Annotated in this window: 15 protein-coding genes and 1 tRNA gene; 8 read left to right on the top strand and 8 right to left on the bottom strand. The window is 64.4% G+C overall.

Annotation, left to right across the window (positions count from 1 at the left end):
* Nucleotides 1-7: 7 nt before the first annotated feature.
* Entirely contained in the window at nucleotides 8-1,393 is a 1,386-nt protein-coding gene (locus UNPF46_RS16965; RefSeq protein ID WP_142250754.1) for an MFS transporter, read from the bottom strand.
* A gap of 103 nt (nucleotides 1,394-1,496) precedes the next feature.
* On the opposite strand from UNPF46_RS16965, the gene ggt reads away from it, so the two are divergent.
* Entirely contained in the window at nucleotides 1,497-3,245 is a 1,749-nt protein-coding gene (ggt, locus tag UNPF46_RS16960; protein ID WP_181769972.1) for a gamma-glutamyltransferase, read from the top strand.
* 105 nt (nucleotides 3,246-3,350) lie between these two features.
* Nucleotides 3,351-4,646, top strand: coding sequence for an MFS transporter (locus tag UNPF46_RS16955; protein ID WP_100175311.1), 1,296 nt, complete (start codon nucleotides 3,351-3,353; stop codon nucleotides 4,644-4,646).
* A 122-nt stretch (nucleotides 4,647-4,768) separates the two neighbouring features.
* Here the strand turns inward: UNPF46_RS16955 and UNPF46_RS16950 are convergent, their stop codons facing one another.
* Entirely contained in the window at nucleotides 4,769-5,434 is a 666-nt protein-coding gene (locus UNPF46_RS16950) for a glutathione S-transferase family protein (RefSeq protein ID WP_063198664.1), read from the bottom strand.
* A gap of 149 nt (nucleotides 5,435-5,583) precedes the next feature.
* Here UNPF46_RS16950 and UNPF46_RS16945 point away from each other — a divergent pair, with 149 nt between their 5' ends.
* The 4 genes from UNPF46_RS16945 to panE all read left to right on the top strand — a co-directional run bounded on the left by UNPF46_RS16945 (nucleotide 5,584) and on the right by panE (nucleotide 9,352).
* Nucleotides 5,584-6,180, top strand: a complete 597-nt coding sequence (locus tag UNPF46_RS16945) for a DUF2239 family protein (RefSeq protein ID WP_142250753.1) — start codon at nucleotides 5,584-5,586, stop codon at nucleotides 6,178-6,180.
* 76 nt (nucleotides 6,181-6,256) lie between these two features.
* Entirely contained in the window at nucleotides 6,257-7,621 is a 1,365-nt protein-coding gene (locus tag UNPF46_RS16940; protein WP_142250752.1) for an MATE family efflux transporter, read from the top strand.
* Nucleotides 7,622-7,711: 90 nt separating this feature from the next.
* Nucleotides 7,712-8,320, top strand: coding sequence for a 2-hydroxychromene-2-carboxylate isomerase (locus UNPF46_RS16935; protein ID WP_100175308.1), 609 nt, complete (start codon nucleotides 7,712-7,714; stop codon nucleotides 8,318-8,320).
* Between the two features lie 108 nt (nucleotides 8,321-8,428).
* On the top strand, nucleotides 8,429-9,352 hold the full coding sequence (gene panE, locus UNPF46_RS16930) for a 2-dehydropantoate 2-reductase (RefSeq protein WP_142250751.1): 924 nt from the start codon (nucleotides 8,429-8,431) through the stop codon (nucleotides 9,350-9,352).
* A gap of 94 nt (nucleotides 9,353-9,446) precedes the next feature.
* On the opposite strand, the gene UNPF46_RS16925 is transcribed toward panE, so the two are convergent.
* From UNPF46_RS16925 to UNPF46_RS16910, 4 genes are all read right to left on the bottom strand, one after another.
* The gene (locus UNPF46_RS16925) at nucleotides 9,447-10,031 is read right to left on the bottom strand and encodes a c-type cytochrome (RefSeq protein WP_142250750.1); all 585 of its coding nucleotides are present in this window, start codon (nucleotides 10,029-10,031) and stop codon (nucleotides 9,447-9,449) included.
* A 220-nt stretch (nucleotides 10,032-10,251) separates the two neighbouring features.
* A complete protein-coding gene (locus UNPF46_RS16920) occupies nucleotides 10,252-11,520 on the bottom strand; it encodes a PQQ-dependent sugar dehydrogenase (protein WP_142250749.1) in 1,269 nt (422 codons plus the stop codon).
* A gap of 351 nt (nucleotides 11,521-11,871) precedes the next feature.
* Nucleotides 11,872-12,858: an NAD-dependent epimerase/dehydratase family protein gene (locus UNPF46_RS16915; RefSeq protein WP_181769971.1), complete on the bottom strand. Its 987-nt coding sequence runs from the start codon at nucleotides 12,856-12,858 to the stop codon at nucleotides 11,872-11,874.
* A 76-nt stretch (nucleotides 12,859-12,934) separates the two neighbouring features.
* Nucleotides 12,935-13,009, bottom strand: a tRNA-Gly gene (locus tag UNPF46_RS16910).
* A gap of 275 nt (nucleotides 13,010-13,284) precedes the next feature.
* Here UNPF46_RS16910 and trxA point away from each other — a divergent pair.
* Both trxA and UNPF46_RS16900 read left to right on the top strand, forming a co-directional pair.
* The gene (trxA, locus tag UNPF46_RS16905; protein WP_181769970.1) at nucleotides 13,285-14,208 is read left to right on the top strand and encodes a thioredoxin; all 924 of its coding nucleotides are present in this window, start codon (nucleotides 13,285-13,287) and stop codon (nucleotides 14,206-14,208) included.
* A gap of 34 nt (nucleotides 14,209-14,242) precedes the next feature.
* Nucleotides 14,243-14,920: an LON peptidase substrate-binding domain-containing protein gene (locus tag UNPF46_RS16900; RefSeq protein WP_142250746.1), complete on the top strand. Its 678-nt coding sequence runs from the start codon at nucleotides 14,243-14,245 to the stop codon at nucleotides 14,918-14,920.
* Nucleotides 14,921-14,993: 73 nt separating this feature from the next.
* Here UNPF46_RS16900 and UNPF46_RS16895 read toward each other — a convergent pair whose 3' ends face one another.
* Together UNPF46_RS16895 and UNPF46_RS16890 are read right to left on the bottom strand one after the other, a co-directional pair.
* Nucleotides 14,994-15,596, bottom strand: coding sequence for a cytochrome b/b6 domain-containing protein (locus UNPF46_RS16895; protein ID WP_174718753.1), 603 nt, complete (start codon nucleotides 15,594-15,596; stop codon nucleotides 14,994-14,996).
* Nucleotides 15,597-15,656: 60 nt separating this feature from the next.
* Complete coding sequence (locus UNPF46_RS16890; RefSeq protein ID WP_142250745.1) at nucleotides 15,657-15,935, bottom strand: PepSY domain-containing protein; 279 nt, start codon at nucleotides 15,933-15,935, stop codon at nucleotides 15,657-15,659.
* Between the last annotated feature and the right edge of the window lie 75 nt (nucleotides 15,936-16,010).

Genomic DNA, 16,010 nt, shown 5'->3' with positions numbered 1-16,010 from the left:
TGCGATGCTACTCTTTCACCCGCATCAACAGCCCCAATCCCGCGACGAAGAACACCACCAGCACGGCCATGCCGGCCTTCTGGCTCGCCGTTGCCGCGGTAATCACGCCGATCAGGAGCGGGCCGATGAAGGAGGTCACCTTTCCGGTCAGCGCGAACAGGCCGAAATACTGCGCAATGCGATCCTTCGGTGCGAGACGGATCAGCAGCGTGCGTGAGGCGGCCTGCAGCGGGCCACCGGCCGCGCCGATCAGACAGCCCAGCACGAGATAGGCGCGCTCAGCCGCGCTCGAGAACAGCGGCGCGCCCGGCATGGGCGGTGTGACCTTCACGAACAACACGCTGTCCTTGTCGACGAGAAGGATCGCCGCCACGGATAATAGCAGCAGCAGCATGCTGCCGGCGATGACTCGCTTCGGACCGAGACGATCGTCGAGCTTGCCGCCGAGCCAGGCGCCGAACGTACCGGTGATCGCGAGCATGATGCCGAAGGTGCCGATCTGGATGGTGTGCCAGCCGAAGGTGCCCGCGGCATAGATACCGCCGAAGGCGAACAGCGACACCAGACCGTCGGTGTAGATCATGTTGGCGAGCAGGAACGCCGCGAGCGACTTCTGCTTCGGCAGGCTTCGGATCGATTGCTTCAGCTCCGACAATCCTTCGTGCAGCGCTTCGCGCAGCGGGTGCTTTGCCGGATAATCGGGCGTGAACAGGAACAGCGGCGTCACGAAGATCACGAACCACACCCCGGTCAGCGGTCCGACGATCCGATCGCCCTGATGACTGACCGGATCGAGCCCGAACAGCGGCGTAAGGCCGAGCAGCGTACGGCCGGTCTCGGGATTTGCAGCGAGGAAGCCGAGCACGATGATCAGGCTGACGATGCCGCCGATGTAACCCGTGGCCCAACCGGTGCCGGAAAGCCGACCGATCCGCTCCGGCGGCACCAGCGTCGGCATCATCGCATTATTGAAGACGGTGGCGAACTCCGCGCCGATGCTGGCGAGAGCCACCGCGGTGAGCAGCGGTGGAATGATGGCCTGATCGCCGGGCTTGCCGATCCACAGCGTGCACGAAGCCAGCACCAGCACCGCGCCGAATCCCGCAATCCATGGTTTCCGGCGGCCCGAAGCATCCGCGATGGCGCCGAGCACCGGCGACATCAGTGCGATCGCAAGGCCTGCGGCCGCCATCGCAAATCCCCACAGCGATTGGCCGGCGGCGGGATTGGGCGCAACGCTGGTGGCGAAATAGGGCGCGAACACGAAGGTCGTGATCAGCGTGAAATAGGGCTGCGCGGCCCAATCGAAGAAGATCCAGCCGACGACGGCGGCGCGCGGCGGATAAGTCCGCGGCGCGCCGGCCATGCGCGCATCGGGGGCGATCGTCGTCATCACGCAGTCCTCATCACGAACAGTTTTGCCTCTCTCGGGGCAAACCGTATAGCATCGCCGCGAGGCGTGTGTACTGGTCCGAAGCCACCGCGGAAATTTGATAATGTCGTCATATCCGACTCGGCGGACAGTTTTCGCCGTCATAGCCACTCTGGCGTTTGGTCTCGCGCCTGCGGCCGCTCAGGATGCGCGGCGGGGTTATGTTCCGCCCGCCCGCGACACCGTGCGCGCCGTCGCGGCCGAACATGGCATGGTGGTGGCGCAGGAGAGAATCTCCGCACAGGTAGGCGCCGACGTTCTGCGGCGCGGCGGCAATGCAGTCGATGCTGCTGTCGCGACAGGCTTTGCGATGGCCGTAACCTATCCGCGCGCCGGCAATATCGGCGGTGGTGGCTTCATGGTGATCCATTCCGCCGACCGCAATGAAGACGTCACGATCGACTACCGCGAGACGGCGCCGGCAGCGACGACGCCGCAGATCTTCCTCGGCGCCGACGGCAAGCCTGATATGGCGAAGTCGCGGGATTCCGCGCTTGGTGTCGGCGTGCCCGGCACGGTCGCGGGACTTGCTCTGGCGCTCGAGAAATACGGTTCGGGCCGGTTCACGCTGGCACAATTGCTCGAGCCTGCGGTCGAACTCGCCCGCGAGGGCTTCGTCGTCAGCGACGACATTGCGGATACGCTGCCGGACTGGCACCGGCGGCTGGCACGCTGGCCTTCTTCGGCCAAGATCTTCTCGCGGCCCGATGGCACGCCGGTCGGCGAAGGCGACCGGCTGGTGCAGGCTGATCTCGCCGAGACGCTGTCGGCTGTCGCTGCACAGGGGCCACGCGGCTTCTATGAAGGGCCGGTTGCGGAAAGGCTCGCGAAGGCCGTGGCTGATGCGGGTGGCATCATGACGTCGGCCGATTTGAAGGCCTATCAGCCCGTGATGCGTGCGCCGGTGCGCGGCACCTATCGGGGCTACGACATCGTGTCGATGCCGCTGCCCTCGTCCGGGGGCATCGTGCTGGTGGAGACGCTCAACATCCTCGAGGGATTTCAGCTCGCCGATCTGAAGCAGGGTTCGCCGGCGTCGCTGCATCTCCTGATCGAGGCCATGAAGCGCGCCTATGCGGATCGCGCGCGCTATCTCGGCGATCCCGCCTTCGTCAACGCGCCGATCGAAACGCTGACGGCGAAGGACTACGCCGCCAAGATGCGCTCCGGTATCTCTGCCGAACGCGCCACACCATCGAATGAGCTGGTTTCCGCCGTTCCCTCGCCACGCGAGGGCAGCAACACCACGCATTTCTCCGTCGTCGATTCCCGCGGCAATGCCGTCAGCAACACTTATACGCTGAACTTCAGCTACGGCGTCGGCCTCGTTGCCGATGGCACCGGCGTGCTGCTCAACAACGAGCTCGACGATTTCACCGCCGCCGTCGGCGCCTCCAATGCCTATGGCCTCGTCGGTTTCGAGGCCAATCTGCCCGGGCCCGGCAAACGTCCGCTGTCGTCGATGTCGCCGACCATCGTGCTGAAGGACGGCAAACCCGTGCTGGTGACGGGCTCGCCCGGCGGCAGCCGCATCATCTCGACGGTACTCCAGGTGATCGTGAACGTCCTCGACTACAAGATGGACGTCGCCGCAGCTGTCGGGGCGCCGCGGCTGCACCACCAATGGCTGCCGGACGAGGTGCGTGTCGAGAACGGGTTTCCCAGCGATGTTCTGAAGGAGCTGAAGGCGATGGGCCATCTCATCGTCGAACCGATGGGCCAGACGTCGGCCAATTCAATTCTCGTGACGGCCAACGGGCCGCTCGGCGCGCCCGACCTTCGCACGCGGGGCGCAGAGGCGGCGGGGCAGTAGCGCTATCTCCGCATAGCCCCAAGACAGCTCCAAGATGGCTCCAAGGCTTGCGTGCGTCGCGACGCGTGCTACCACCGCGGCCAAGAAACTGCCGGGGAAACGCAGATGACCACGACCGATCCGAACCAGCGCATCGAACGCACCGAGATCGAAGACACCAGCCTCCTTGCTTTCTACCGCGACATGAACGTCGCCGAGCGACGGACGTTCTGGGCCTGCGCGGCGGGCTGGGCGCTCGACGGCATGGACTTCATGATCTACCCGCTGGTCATCGGCACCATCATCGCGCTGTGGAAGGTGGATGCGGCCTCCGCAGGCCTCGCCGGCACGGTGACGCTGCTCGCCTCCGCGATCGGCGGCTGGCTCGGCGGCTATCTTTCGGACCATATCGGGCGGGTGAGGACGCTGCAGATCACCATCGTCTGGTTCTCGTTCTTCTCGCTGGTCTGCGCCGTCGTGCAGAATTTCGACCAGCTCCTGATCGCACGCGCCGTGCTCGGCCTCGGCTTCGGCGGCGAATGGGCGGCAGGCGCCGTGCTGATGGGCGAGGCGATCCGGCCGCAATATCGTGGCCGCGCGGTCGGCTCGGTGCAGTCGGGCTGGGCGGTCGGTTGGGGCCTCGCAGTGCTGTCGCAGGCGATCCTGTTCTCGGTTTTGCCGCCTGAGACGGCGTGGCGCTGGATGTTCGTGATCGGCGCGCTGCCGGCGCTTCTCGTGTTCTACATCCGCCGCTCCGTCACCGAGCCGGAGATCGCGGCCGAGGCTCGCGCCAGGCACGCCGCGAGCGGCGATCGCCCGGCGATCTGGGAAATCTTCTCCGGCCCGATCCTGAAGACCACGATCCTGGCCTCGCTGATGGCGACGGGCTGCCAGGGCGGCTACTACGCCGTCACGTTCTGGGTGCCGCAATTCCTGACCAAGGAGCGGCATCTGTCGATCGTCGGCTCGACCGGCTATCTGTCGACGCTGATCATCGGCTCCTTCATCGGGTATCTCACGGGAGCCTGGCTGGCCGATCGGATCGGGCGGCGCAATCTGTTCCTGATCTTCTCGATCGGCGCCATCGCGGTGGTGCTGCTTTATACGCAGCTGCCGCTCACGAACGAGATCCTCTGGGTGCTCGGCTTCCCGCTCGGCTTCTTCGCCTCGGGCTATTTCTCCGGCATCGGCGCGTTCCTGACCGAGCTCTATCCGACGCGGCTGCGCGGCTCCGGCCAGGGCTTTTGCTACAATTTCGGCCGCGGGATCGGGGCGCTGTTTCCGTTCCTCGTCGGCGCGCTATCGGCGTCAACGTCGCTCGCAAACGCGATCGCGATCTTCGCGGTGGTCGCTTACGCGCTGTTCTTCATCGCCGCCTTTGCGCTGCCGGAGACGCGCGGGCGCGTGCTGCATCCACACTAGCGGTCAAGTCATCCCGGGGCCGGCTCGCAGAGCCGAACCCGGGATCTCGAGATTCTCCGGTGCGCAATTGCGCAGCTGAGGTCTGGTCCTTCGGACCATCCCGGAATGACGGTGCAAACGACTTACCGCCCCACCTGGTACGGCCCGCCCTTTTCCAGCGCGCGGGCATAGGCCGGCCGCGCGTGGATGCGCTCGAGGAACGCCATCGCCTTGGGATGACCCTGCTCGAGCCCGCCGCGCGCTTGCGCAGCTTCCAGCGGGAAGCTCATCTGGATGTCGGCCGCGGTGAACTCGTTGCCGGCGAACCACTCGCTCTTCGCAAGCTCGCCTTCCCAGTAGTCCATGTGCTGCTTGAGCTGCGGATTGACCAGCGTGGTCAACGCCTGGTTCGAGACCTTGCGCACCAACGGACGCAGCAGCGCCGGCGCGCGCTTCGGCATCAGCGTGAACAGCAGCTTCAGCAGCAGCGGCTGCATCGCAGACCCCTCGGCGTAGTGCAGCCAATAGGTGAAGCGCAGCCGCTCCGGCGTGTTCGGCGGCGGGATCAGCCGGCCGTTGCCGTAGGTTGCGACGAGATATTCGATGATCGCGCCCGACTCCGCGATGGTGTTGCCGTTGTCGGTGATGACGGGGGACTTGCCGAGCGGATGGATGGCGCGCAGCTCCTTCGGCGCCCGCATGTCCGGCTGGCGCTGATAGCGCACGATCTCATAGGGAACGCCGAGCTCCTCGAGCAGCCACAGCACACGCTGCGAACGGGAATTGTTGAGGTGGTGAACGGTCAGCATCGGCAGATCCCCAGAAGGCCAGGCGTGGTCGGTCGGCCGCGTACCTGCCAGCCCGGGGACCCAATGTCGAGCCTTTGACGCGGATATTTTTATCCGGGTATATTGACGTTTTGAATTTACCCGGGTATTAAAGGCCCGACTTCGTCAAAATGGCAATGACTCCGATGCAGAAGATTTTCACCGCCTTCCAGGGCCCGCGCCGTCTGGTCTCCGGGCCGGCCGGCGAGGTCGCGCTGGTCGTCAAGCGGGTGGCGCAACGGCCGGACGAGCCCATCCTCATCTTCGAGGACGCCACGGGCCGATCGATCGACTTCGATCTGCGCGGCGGGGACCGCGAGGTGCTGGTGCGGCTGGCGAAGCTTGTCCCGCCCCCGGTCGCGGAGACCGCACCGCCGAACGAGCCGCGCGGACGCGGCCGGCCGAAGCTCGGCGTGGTCGCGCGCGAGGTGACTCTGTTGCCGCGGCACTGGGAGTGGCTTGGCGCGCAGCCGGGCGGCGCCTCGGTCGCGCTGCGCAAGCTCGTGGATGAGGCGAGGCGCGCCAGCGGCGACAAGGACCGAGAGCGGCAGGCACGCGATGCGGCCTACCACTTCATGTCGACCATGGCAGGCAACCTGCCGCAGTTCGAGGAAGCTTCGCGCGCCCTGTTCGCGGATGATCGGCGACGCTTCACCGGGCTGATCGCGGACTGGCCCGCCGACATCCGCGACCACATCGTCAAGCTCGCCTATAGCGACCGCGCGTAAACCGCGCGGCGCTCTTCACAATCCCATCGACGGCCCAAGCCGCGCGCTTAGCGCGGCAACGGCGTCGCACGCCCTGATGAAAGGCCCCACCATGTCCGCCGCCAAGCCGCTCTGGAAGACATTTTTGCGCTTCCTCGCGCCCTTGATGCTGAGCAACGCGCTGCAATCGCTGTTCGGCACCGTCAGCAACGTCTATCTCGGCCAGATGATCGGTGTCGACGCGCTGGCGGCCGTCTCGGTGTTCTTCCCGGTGATGTTCTTTCTGTTCGCCTTCGTCATGGGCCTCAGCACCGGCGCGACCGTATTGATCGGTCAGGCCTTCGGCGCGCGCGAGCACGACAAGATCAAACTCATCGCGGGCACGACGCTTGCGATCGGCCTGTTGCTGTCCGTCTCGGTTGCGCTGATCGGCGGCCTCTTCAGCCGTCAGCTGATGATGGCGCTTGCGACGCCCGCGGACATCCTCGATCAGGCCAGCGCCTATGCGCGCATCATGCTGCTCACCATGCCGCTCGGCTTCGTCTTCCTGCTGATGACGGCGATGATCCGTGGCGTCGGCGACGCGCTGACGCCATTGCTGGCGCTGGCCTTGTCGACCGCGATAGGTCTGGTCCTGACGCCGATGCTGATCCGCGGATCGTTCGGATTCCCGGCCGCCGGCATCACCAGTCCGGCCTGGGCGGCAGCGATCTCGAACGCGCTCACGCTGATCGCGCTGGCCCTTTATCTGCTGCGGAAGAAGCACGCGTTGGCACCGGACGCGGCGCTGCTGCGTCACCTCCGGCTCAACGGTGTGATGCTGGGAAAGATCCTCGCCATCGGATTGCCGAGTGCCGTCGGCATGGTCGTGATGGCCATCGCAGAGCTGGTCCTGCTCGGACTCGTCAACGGCTTTGGATCGGATGCCACCGCGGCTTACGGCGCCGTGAACCAGGTGATGGGCTATACGCAGTTCACGGCGATGTCGATTTCGATCGCGGTGTCGATCCTCGGTGCGCAGGCGGTCGGCAGCGGCGACAGAGCCCGGCTCGACGGCATCGTGCGCACCGGCCTCGCCTTCAACCTCGTTCTGACTGGCGGGCTGGTGGCGCTGATCTACCTCGCGCCGCGCGCCGTGCTCGGCATCTTCATCACCGATGGCACCGTGCTCGATCTGGCGAAAGGGCTGCTCTTCATCGCATTGTGGAGCTCGGTGCCGTTCGGCCTCGCCACGGTGTTTTCGGGCGCCATGCGTGCCGCCGGCGTCGCGTTGACGCCGATGCTGCTCTCGATCTTCGCGATTGTCGCGATCGAGCTGCCCGCCGCGGTGATCCTGAGCCGCACGATTGGCCTCGCGGGCGTGTGGGCCGCCTATCCCATCGTGTTCTGCGCCATGTTCGTTTTGCAGATGGGCTATTACCTCTTGGTGTGGCGCAAGCGGGCCATCCAGCGCCTGGTCTGACGCTCAAAGTATTATGACCATCATTAAACGGTGGACCTGCGGGGCACGCTGCGCCACAATGGGTGAAAAGCGTCCTCAGGGAGAACGAGTTTGACCCGCACAGCCCCGCAGTTCCTGTTCGATTTCGGCAGCCCGAACGCCTATCTCAGCCATCTGGCGATTCCCGCGATCGAGCAGCGCATCGGCGTCAAGTTCGAATACGTCCCGATCCTGCTCGGCGGCATCTTCAAATCGACCAACAACAAATCGCCGGCCGAGACCCTCGCGGGCGTCAAGAACAAGCGCGAATTCCAGCAGGTGGAGACCGAGCGATTCATCAAGCGCTTTCATGTCCAGCCCTATGTCTGGAATCCGCATTTCCCCGTCAACACGCTGAACCTGATGCGCATGGCGATTGCGGCGCAAGCCGAGGGTGTATTCGAGACATATGTCGAGGCCGCCTTCCACCACATGTGGCGCGAGCCGAAGAAGATGGACGATCCTGACGTCGCGGCCAGGGCGCTTACGTCCTCCGGACTCGATGCACAGAAGCTGTTTGCTCGCAGCCAGGAACCCGAGGTGAAGGCCAGGCTGATCAAGAATACCGAGGACGCCGTCGTCCGCGGCGCGTTCGGCTCGCCGACCTTCTTCGTCGGCAACGAGATGTTCTTCGGCAAGGAGCAGCTCCGCGAGGTCGAGGAGATGGTGCTCGGGACGTAGGCGCTCATGCCCGGCGACAGAATGTGATTGCGGCAACGCTTCGGATTGCTTCGCTTCGCGCGCAATGCCGATTATAAGTAGCCGCCAAGAGCAATAATGGAGCATCCCATGCGTATCCTCGTGGTCGGCGCCGGCGCCATCGGCGGCTATTTTGGTGGCAGGCTGTTGCAGGCCGGTCGTGACGTCACCTTCCTGGTCCGTCCGAAGCGCGCCAGCGAGCTCGCAAGCGCCGGCCTCGTCATCAGGAGCCCGAATGGCGATGTGACGCTGAAGAACCCGCCGACCGTGCAGGCCGATGCGCTCAAGGACAAGTTCGACGTCGTGCTCTTGAGCTGCAAGGCGTTCGACCTCGACGACGCCATCAAATCGTTTGCCGCGGCGGTCGGTCCTGATACCGCTGTCATCCCCATGCTCAACGGCATGCGCCATCTCGACATCCTCGACGCCAGGTTCGGCAAGGAGCACGTGCTCGGTGGCCTCTGCGCCATCGCCGCGACCTTGAACGAGAAGCGTGAGGTCGTGCAGCTCCAGCCGATGCAGTCGCTGAACTATGGCGAGCGCGACGGCAAGCTGTCGGACCGCGTCAAGGCGATCGACGAGGCCTTCAAGAGCGGCATCACCGGCGCCGCCGCCAGCCAGAACATCATGCAGGACATGTGGGAGAAGTGGGTGTTCCTCTCCTCGCTCGCCGCATCCACCAGCCTGATGCGCACCTCTGTCGGCAACATCCTTGCAGCTCCAGGGGGAAGGGATTTCCTGCTCGGCATGCTCGATGAGACCAGCTCGATTGCCACCGCCTCGGGTTATCCGCCGGGTGGCCCGTTCTTCGAGCGGGTGAAGGGCAACCTCACCACCGAGGGATCGCCGATGACGGCCTCGATGTTCCGCGACATCAAGGCCGGCCTGCCGGTCGAGGCGGATCATGTCATCGGCGATCTGATCGCGCGCGCAGACGCCGCGAAGGTGCCGGTGCCGAAGCTGCGCATCGCCTACACGCATTTGAAGGCGTATGAGAAGCAGCGGGCGGGGTAGGCGGTAATCCCACTCTCCGACGTCGTCCCGGATCTGCGCGTGCTTGGAGCGCGCTTGTCCGGGACGACACCGAGTTTGCAGCAACAGCCGCGCGCTATTTCAGATGCGCCAGATAGTGCGAGACCGCCGTGATTTCCTCATCGCTCATGCGATAGGCGACATCGGCCATCGCAGCGACGCCGCCGCCGACGCGCTGACCCGCCTTGTAGTCGTGCAGCGCCTTGACCAGATATTCCTCACGTTGCCCGGCGAGCCGCGCCACGGCCTTGGTGCCGGCAAAACTGTCCGTGTGGCATGAGGCACAGCGACGTCCGGCGGCAACTTGAGCCCCCTTCTTCGACAGGTCCGGATCCCCGTCTTCCGGTCCCTTCGGCGGCGTCATTTGCGAGAAATAGGCGCCGAAATTGCGGATGTCCTCGTTGGTGATCTCCTCGGCGATCGGTTTCATCTGGTCGTTCTTGCGCGAGCCGGCGCGGAAGAACACGAGCTGCCACTGGATGAATTGATCGGGCTGACCGGCCAGCGAGGGAATGTTCTCGGTTTGCGAAATGCCGTTCTCGCCGTGGCAGCCGGAGCAGACGGAGGCCTTCTCCTTGATCGCAGAATTGTCGGCTGCCTGAGCGGAGATAGATGCGAGCAGAAGCGCCGCAGGCAGAAGTCCGAACCGAACGACTCGCATCGCTGATTTCTCCGGCTGTCATTGCCGGGTTTGACCCGCCTGCGGGGCCGAAGCCCCTCCGGCGCGGCGCAGGCCCGGCAATCCATCCCTTTTGCAAAGTTTCTCGTTTGATGGATGCCCGGATCAAGTCCGGGCATGACGGAGGTGTTCCATCGCAGGTATGTCACAAGAAAAAGAGGCTGCGGTCGTTACCCGGTCGCAGCCTCTTGTCGCGTGCGTGCTACTTCTTGCTGTAGCTGATGCGATAGATCGCGCCGGCCCAGTCGTCAGCGACGAGGATCGAACCGTCCTTGGCGAGGATGATGTCGTCGGGACGGCCGAGATAGCCCTGGTCGCCCTCGATCCAGCCGGAGGCAAACACCTCCTGCTTGGGATTCTTGCCGTCAGGCCCGACGATCACGCGCATGATGCGGCCGCCCTGATACTTGTGACGATTCCAGGAGCCGTGCTCGGCGATGAAGATGTTGTTCTTGTACTCGGCGGGGAACTGGTCGCCGGTATAGAACTTCATGCCGAGCGGAGCGACATGGGCACCGAGGTTCAGCACCGGCGGCGTGAACTCGGAGCATTTGTGGCCCATCGCGAACTTGTCATCGGGCAGATTGCCCTGGTGGCAGTAGGGATAGCCGAAATGCTCGCCGATCTTGTTGATCATGTTCAGCTTGTCGCTGGGCAGATCATCGCTGATCCAGTCGCGGGCATTCTCGGTGAACCAGTATTTTCCGGTGCGCGGATCGACGTCACCGCCGACCGAGTTGCGGACGCCGAGCGCGTAGATCTCGGCGTTGCCGGTCTTGGGATCGACGCGCCGGATCTGCGAGACGCTGGTCGGGGGAATGCCGATGTTGAAGGGCGGTCCGAACGGAATGTAGAACCAGCCTTCCTTGTCGACCGCGATGTACTTCCAGCCATGCGCGGCATAGGACGGCATGTCGTCATAGACGACCTTGCCATCGCCGAGCTTGTCGAGATTGGCCTCCGCGTTGTCATAGCGGATCAGCTTGTCGACGGCGATGACGTAAAGTGCTCCGTCCCTGAAGGCGAGACCGGTGGGCATGTTCAGCCCCTTGAGGACGGTCTTGACCTCCTTCTTTCCGTTGTTGTCCTTGATGGCATAGACGTTGCCGAGGCCGAATGAGCCGACGAACAGCGTGCCCTTGTCACCCCAGGCCATCTGCCGCGCGGCCAGCACACCCGAGGCATAGACCTCGATCTTGAAGCCCGGCGGCAGCTTGATCTTCTTGACGATGTTGGCGAGCTCGGCATCGGACGCGCCAGTCGGCGGACCCGACGGCGGCGCAAGACCCTTCTGCGCCTCGGTCTCGTCGCCCAGGAACCAGTCATCCGGCGGATGGGTCCAGAACTCCTTGGTGCCGGATTCGTATTTCTTGAGCGGTTTGCTCTTGTCCTGCGCATTGCCAATGCTGGTACCCGCAAGAAGGGCCACGGCCGCAAGCGCCAACACGGATCGATGGAACATCGATGTCATCGCGTCACTCCCCTAAGGCAGCCGCCAGGGCTGCGATTTATTTTGTTTTGCTAGTCGAGAGGCGAAGTTTGGGATCTGCCGAGGGGCAGACTTAAAAAGGCTAGCACATCTGCGAGCGCTGAGAAGGGCATCGCGTGTGCAGCGGTTGCGCTCATTAAAAATTGAGACGGAGTGTCAATGAGCGAACACCACGACGACGGCGCTCTCGCTGCAACGCGGAATCGGGCAGGCAGGGGCGTCAAACAAAAAATGCGAAAACAACCCCATGCACAGTAGAACGGCGCAGGTGCGCTGGTCGGGGGCCGACCCGACAGGCACTTGACTCGTCGAGCAAAACATCAATGGCGGCGCTTATCGGGCGATCGGATAGGGCCCGTCGTCGAACACCACCTCATGATAGCCTTTCGAGCCGACCTCGCGCGCCAGCGCACTGCGGAAATCGCGGCCCTCGCGGAGGCAGCTCAGCACATGCGTGAAGTCGAATTCCGGCCGCCAGCCCAGCTCGCGCCGCGCGCGCTCGTTGACGTAGACGCGATCGATCTCGGAGAAGAGTTTCCAGCCGCGCGCCGCATAGAGCTCTGCGCACTCCGGATAGAGCTCGCGCACGACGCCGGCCGCATCGCGCGCAAGCGCCGCGAGGTGATGCTGCTCGAACGGGCTGGTGGCCGAGACGATGTAGCGGGCGAAGCCGATCTTCGGCGCGCGCTCGGCGGCGAGCAGGTGGGCGCCGACCGCATCCGCGATATCCAGCCGGCGATAGAGCAGCTCGTTGGCCTGCGCGTTGTCCAGCGGGTAGGCCGCGCGCATCGCGGGATCATCGTCGTCCTCGGGAAAGAAGCGCGAGGTCCGCAACACCACGACTGGCAGGGCGCGCTCGCGGAACAACAGCTCGCAGAGAGTTTCCGCCATCAGCTTGGTGGTGCCGTAGATGTTCTTCGGCACCGCCGACAGGTCCTCGGTAACCCACACAGCCGCCTGTCCGGCTCCGGCGTGGAGCTGCGAGCCGAACGCGCTGGTGGTGCTGGTGAAGACGAAGCTGCGGACGCCGGCGGCGACGGCTGCCTCAAGCAGGTTGAGCGTGCCGGTGACGTTGGTGTCGACGAAATCCTGCTTGGAATGCGTCGCCACATGCGGCTTGTGCAGCGTCGCGGTGTGGATGACGGCGGTCACGCCGGTCATCCGAGCCCGCACGAAGTCGGGATCGACGATCGAGCCGACGGCGTCAGTGAAGGGCGAGGGCTTCAGGTCGAGCCCACGCGCGGGCACATTGCGTGCCCGGAGCGTCCGGAGAATGGCTTCTCCGAGGTGACCGGCGCTGCCCGTGACCAGGATTGTCATTGCGAACCCAAACCAGCCGCCAGCGGGGTGGAGAACCACGTTTCCGTCCGGTCAGGCTGGATGCTCTGGGAAAAATTGGAGCGGGCGAAGGGGCTCGAACCCTCGACCCCGACCTTGGCAAGGTCGTGCTCTACCACTGAGCTACACCCGCATCCTGTGTCGGTCGCGTGACGCGCCGGCAACGGCTGTCGTATGCCAAAAGCGGGAAGGGAATGCAACAGCTACCGGCGGCATAGATGCGCAATCCGGGGCCCAATATGGAGCCCGAATGCGACCAAATCGCCCGGAATCGCCCCGGAACCGCCGAATCGGTCCCGATGGATTGAAATTCGGCCCATTCGGCCCAATTTAGGAGCCGACAGCGAAGCATAGGGAGCGGCGACGTGCTAAAGACCCGCCATTCCAGACATCAGACGAGGGGATGCCGTGACGATCATCGACCAGGGTAACGGAGCCGCAAACCCGGCAGCGGCCGATCTGATCAAGGACACCACCACCCAGACCTTCGTGAAGGACGTCATCGAGGAATCGAAGCGCCAGCCGGTGCTGATCGACTTCTGGGCGGAGTGGTGCGGCCCCTGCAAGCAGCTCACCCCCGTGCTGGAAAAGGCGGTCAGGGCCGCCAAAGGCAAGGTCAAGCTGGTCAAGATGAACATCGACCAGCACCCGGCGATCCCGGGCCAGATGGGTATCCAGTCGATCCCGGCCGTGATCGCCTTCGTCAACGGCCAGCCGGCCGACGGCTTCATGGGCGCGGTGCCCGAGAGCCAGCTCAACGCCTTCATCGAAAAGCTGACCAAGGGCGTGACCGCGCCGGGTGAACCGAATATCGCTGAAATCCTGCAAGAGGCCGAGGCCGTGCTGGCCGAGGGCGACGCTGCAGCCGCCGCGCAGATCTATGCGGAGGTGCTCCAGTACGATTCGACCAACATCGCCGCTCTTGCCGGGCTCGCAAAATGCTACACCGTCTCCGGCGCGATGGAGCAGGCCAAGCAGACGCTGGCCATGGTGCCGGAATCCAAGCGCAACGATCCCGCGGTGAAGGCGGTGCAGACCGCGATCGATCTCGCCGAGCAGGCCCAATCGCTCGGACCGGTCGTGGAGCTGGAACAGAAAGTCGCCGCAAACCCACTCGATCATCAGGCCCGATTCGACTTGGCGACCGCGCTCAACGCGAAAGGCGACCGCGCAGCTGCGACCGCGCAGCTGCTCGAGATCGTCAAGCGAGACCGCAAATGGAACGACGACGGCGCCCGCAAGCAGCTGGTGCAGTTCTTCGAGGCCTGGGGCGGCGCGGATGATGCAACCGTCGAGGGACGCAAGCGTTTGTCGACGATCCTGTTTTCGTAAGGCGAACTGGCAAGGCCAGGGGGGACCGGGGCAGATGCCGATCAACATCGAATATCGCGGGCCCGCCGACCTCCCGGAGATTATTCCGGTGTTTCCGCTGCCGGGCGCGCTGCTGCTGCCCCGCGGCCAGATGCCGCTGAACATCTTCGAGCCGCGCTACCTTGCGATGGTCGACGATTCTTTTCGCGACGGCCATCGCCTGATCGGCATGATCCAGCCCGACGTCGCGCACTCGCCGAAGGATTCCGACAGGCCGACGCTGTTCCGCGTCGGCTGCGTCGGGCGCATCACCCAGCTCGCCGAATCCGGCGACGGCCGCTATATCCTCGAGCTCACCGGCGTCTCGCGCTTCAAGGTGATCGAGGAGCTCGAAGTGCTCACCGCCTACCGGCAGTGCAAGGTGGATTTCTTCTCCTTCGCCAATGACTTCACCGCGCGCATGGGCGAGGACGAGGTCGACCGCGAAGCGCTGCTGTCCGTGCTGGCGGACTTCCTGAAGGCCAATAATCTCAAGGTCGACTGGGAAGGCGTCGAAAGCGCGCCCAACGAAGCGCTCGTCAACGCGCTGGCGATGATGTCGCCCTACGGCCCTGCTGAGAAGCAGGCCATGCTGGAAGCGCCTGATTTGAAGACTCGCGCCGAGATCCTGATCGCCGTGACAGAGATGGACCTCGCCAAGAAGCGTACCAGCGGCGATCCTCCGCTACAGTGAGGGCGCAAAGCCCGCCTCAAACTCCGTCATGCCCGGGCTTGTCCAAGCCATGACGAGGAGAGAGTGTCGAAACTCACGTCCCCGATGAATGACCCCGAATGCGCTTGCGGCCGGTGATCATCGCGCGGATCAGGCTCTCGCGCTGGAGCAGCCCCATCAACAGCACGCCCAGCACATGCAGCACCACCAGGACGATGACCGCATCCGATGAATAGTGGTGGGTATCCTCGACCCACCACACGCCGAAGAAGGTGACGGTGACCGACATCGCGCCTGTGATCGCCGAGACGGTGAGCGAGGCCAGCAGCGCCACCAGCATCAACGTGCCGGCGGGATTGAGCCCGATATAGCGGCCGGTGATGCCGCGGCGCAGATTCCAGAGATAGCGCGGTGCCGCGCGGAGCCTGGCCCTGATCATGCGGAAGCGCGAATAGCGGCTTCCCCAAAAGCCCCAGACGAAGCGGAAGGCCAGAAGCCCCAGCACCGCATAGCCGACGACACGATGAAGCCGGTCATAGACCGTCGGCGTGAACCACGCGGCCAGAACGCAGGCCGCGAGAGCCCAGTGCCAGAGGCGCAGCGGGAGATCCCAAACTGCGACCGTCCGCGAAGCAGTTCGATCCGCGGGGGTCCTGTCGGATACCCCGCGCGCTTCTGGCATCGCTTCTTCAATCAAGCAAAGACCACCCTCAAGCCCCGCTTCGCGCAGATCACGCCGCGCCGTCTACGTCAGGCCCTACTTGGCGATCGTGTGCTTCAGGCTGAGATCTTCGGGGCTGTAAAACAGCTCGTAGAGCTTGCCTTCCTTGACGCCGTAGACTTCGTAGCACGAGCCTTCGATCTTGGAGCGCCGCACCTCGTAACCCAGCGCCTTGGCCTTGGCTTCGGCTTCACTCGCCGGCTTCCACGACGCCTTGTCGAGCTTGGTGCAGTCCTTGAAACCGTCGGCCATGGCCGTCGACCCCATGCCGATCCCGAGCGTCAGTGCAATGGCAACAACACGAATGACCTTCACGAACCTCTCCTCCTTTGTCGTGCGCGCTACGCGAGCCGCGAAGCGGGACTGAAGGAAGCAAAGAGGGTGGTGAAG

The sequence above is a fragment of the Bradyrhizobium sp. UNPF46 genome, assembly GCF_006658625.1.
Lineage (GTDB): Bacteria > Pseudomonadota > Alphaproteobacteria > Rhizobiales > Xanthobacteraceae > Bradyrhizobium > Bradyrhizobium nitroreducens.
This window is presented reverse-complemented; position numbering and strand designations above follow the sequence as displayed.

Excerpts from the sequence above, each read along its gene's own strand:
- UNPF46_RS16965 (WP_142250754.1), bottom strand. The coding sequence starts at position 1,393 with ATGACGACGATCGCCCCCGATGCGCGCATGGCCGGCGCGCCGCGGACT.
- ggt (WP_181769972.1), top strand. The coding sequence starts at position 1,497 with ATGTCGTCATATCCGACTCGGCGGACAGTTTTCGCCGTCATAGCCACT.
- UNPF46_RS16955 (WP_100175311.1), top strand. The coding sequence starts at position 3,351 with ATGACCACGACCGATCCGAACCAGCGCATCGAACGCACCGAGATCGAA.
- UNPF46_RS16950 (WP_063198664.1), bottom strand. The coding sequence starts at position 5,434 with ATGCTGACCGTTCACCACCTCAACAATTCCCGTTCGCAGCGTGTGCTG.
- UNPF46_RS16945 (WP_142250753.1), top strand. The coding sequence starts at position 5,584 with ATGGCAATGACTCCGATGCAGAAGATTTTCACCGCCTTCCAGGGCCCG.
- UNPF46_RS16940 (WP_142250752.1), top strand. The coding sequence starts at position 6,257 with ATGAAAGGCCCCACCATGTCCGCCGCCAAGCCGCTCTGGAAGACATTT.
- panE (WP_142250751.1), top strand. The coding sequence starts at position 8,429 with ATGCGTATCCTCGTGGTCGGCGCCGGCGCCATCGGCGGCTATTTTGGT.
- UNPF46_RS16925 (WP_142250750.1), bottom strand. The coding sequence starts at position 10,031 with ATGCGAGTCGTTCGGTTCGGACTTCTGCCTGCGGCGCTTCTGCTCGCA.
- UNPF46_RS16920 (WP_142250749.1), bottom strand. The coding sequence starts at position 11,520 with ATGACATCGATGTTCCATCGATCCGTGTTGGCGCTTGCGGCCGTGGCC.
- UNPF46_RS16915 (WP_181769971.1), bottom strand. The coding sequence starts at position 12,858 with ATGACAATCCTGGTCACGGGCAGCGCCGGTCACCTCGGAGAAGCCATT.
- UNPF46_RS16900 (WP_142250746.1), top strand. The coding sequence starts at position 14,243 with ATGCCGATCAACATCGAATATCGCGGGCCCGCCGACCTCCCGGAGATT.